The 1,554-nt window shown below is 47.2% G+C and carries 1 protein-coding gene; it reads left to right on the top strand.

All coding sequences use genetic code 11. The features are described from left to right. The first annotated feature begins 111 nt into the window (after positions 1-111). Positions 112-1,551 (top strand): bifunctional indole-3-glycerol-phosphate synthase TrpC/phosphoribosylanthranilate isomerase TrpF, encoded by a 1,440-nt coding sequence (gene trpCF / locus R7M72_RS24545; RefSeq protein ID WP_318056394.1) that lies wholly within the window; start codon positions 112-114, stop codon positions 1,549-1,551. Positions 1,552-1,554 lie beyond the last annotated feature (3 nt).

Here is a 1,554-nt window from a genome sequence, read left to right as displayed (position 1 = left end):
GCCACGAAGTTTTAAAAGCCAACACGCAGCAAGCGATCGAGGCTATGAACTCAGGCAAAGCTTTCCAATTGGTACAGCAACTTGCAGCACACGCTTAAGGAGCAGATGAAGATGACTGACTTCAACACCCAGCAAGCAAACAACTTATCAGAGCACGTCTCAAAAAAAGAAGCAGAAATGGCGGAAGTGCTTGCCAAAATTGTTCGCGATAAATACCAATGGGTAGCAGAGCGAAAAGCATCACAGCATCTGAGCACTTTTCAGTCGGATCTATTGCCGTCAGATCGCAGTTTTTATGGTGCATTGAGTGGCGATAAAACCGTATTCATTACAGAATGTAAAAAGGCATCGCCATCAAAAGGCCTTATTCGCAACGACTTCGATTTGGACTACATCGCGTCGGTTTACAACAACTACGCAGACGCGATCTCGGTTCTGACCGATGAAAAATACTTCCAGGGTAGCTTCGATTTTCTGCCTCAAGTTCGCCGACAAGTGAAACAACCAGTGTTGTGTAAGGACTTCATGGTCGATACCTACCAAGTTTACCTTGCTCGTCATTATGGCGCGGATGCGGTATTGCTCATGCTTTCGGTACTGAATGACGAAGAGTACAAAGCGTTAGAAGAAGCTGCGCACAGCCTAAACATGGGCATTTTAACGGAAGTCAGCAACGAAGAAGAGCTTCACCGCGCAGTTCAGCTTGGCGCTAAAGTTATCGGTATAAACAACCGCAACTTGCGCGACTTAACAACGGATTTAAACCGAACTAAAGAGCTTGCGCCAACCATTCGTAAGCTTGCACCAAACGCAACGGTTATTTCAGAGTCTGGCATTTACACTCATCAACAAGTTCGTGACTTAGCAGAATATGCAGACGGCTTTTTGATTGGCAGCTCGCTGATGGCGGAAGACAACTTAGAACTTGCGGTTCGTAAAGTAACGCTAGGTGAAAATAAGGTTTGCGGTCTGACTCACCCAGATGATGCGGCAAAAGCGTATCAAGCAGGCGCAGTATTTGGTGGTCTGATTTTCGTTGAGAAATCGAAACGAGCGGTCGATTTTGAAAGTGCTCGCCTAACCATGAGCGGCGCGCCACTTAATTATGTTGGCGTGTTCCAAAATCACGACGTTGATTATGTCGCCTCAATCGTAACGTCGTTGGGTTTAAAAGCCGTGCAGTTACATGGGCTAGAAGATCAAGAGTACGTCAACCAGCTCAAAACAGAACTACCCGTTGGCGTCGAGATTTGGAAAGCCTACGGCGTGGCGGATACAAAGCCATCCTTGCTCGCAGACAACATTGACCGTCACCTACTGGATGCTCAAGTTGGTACTCAAACTGGCGGCACAGGCCACGTGTTCGACTGGTCTTTGATCGGCGATCCAAGTCAAATCATGCTGGCAGGTGGACTGTCGCCTGAAAATGCACAGCAAGCAGCAAAATTAGGCTGCTTGGGATTAGATTTAAACTCTGGAGTAGAAAGCGCACCGGGGAAAAAAGATTCACAGAAGTTGCAAGCCGCATTTCGCGCTATTCGCAACTACTAAAGT

The sequence above is a fragment of the Vibrio sp. YT-18 genome (genome assembly GCF_033337345.1).
Classification (GTDB): domain Bacteria; phylum Pseudomonadota; class Gammaproteobacteria; order Enterobacterales; family Vibrionaceae; genus Vibrio; species Vibrio alginolyticus.
The sequence above is the reverse complement of the archived record's forward strand: the minus strand, read 5'-3'. Positions and strand labels throughout refer to the sequence as shown.

Bases quoted from the DNA above. Each gene is read 5' to 3' on its own strand.
- trpCF (WP_318056394.1), top strand. From the start codon at position 112: ATGACTGACTTCAACACCCAGCAAGCAAACAACTTATCAGAGCACGTC.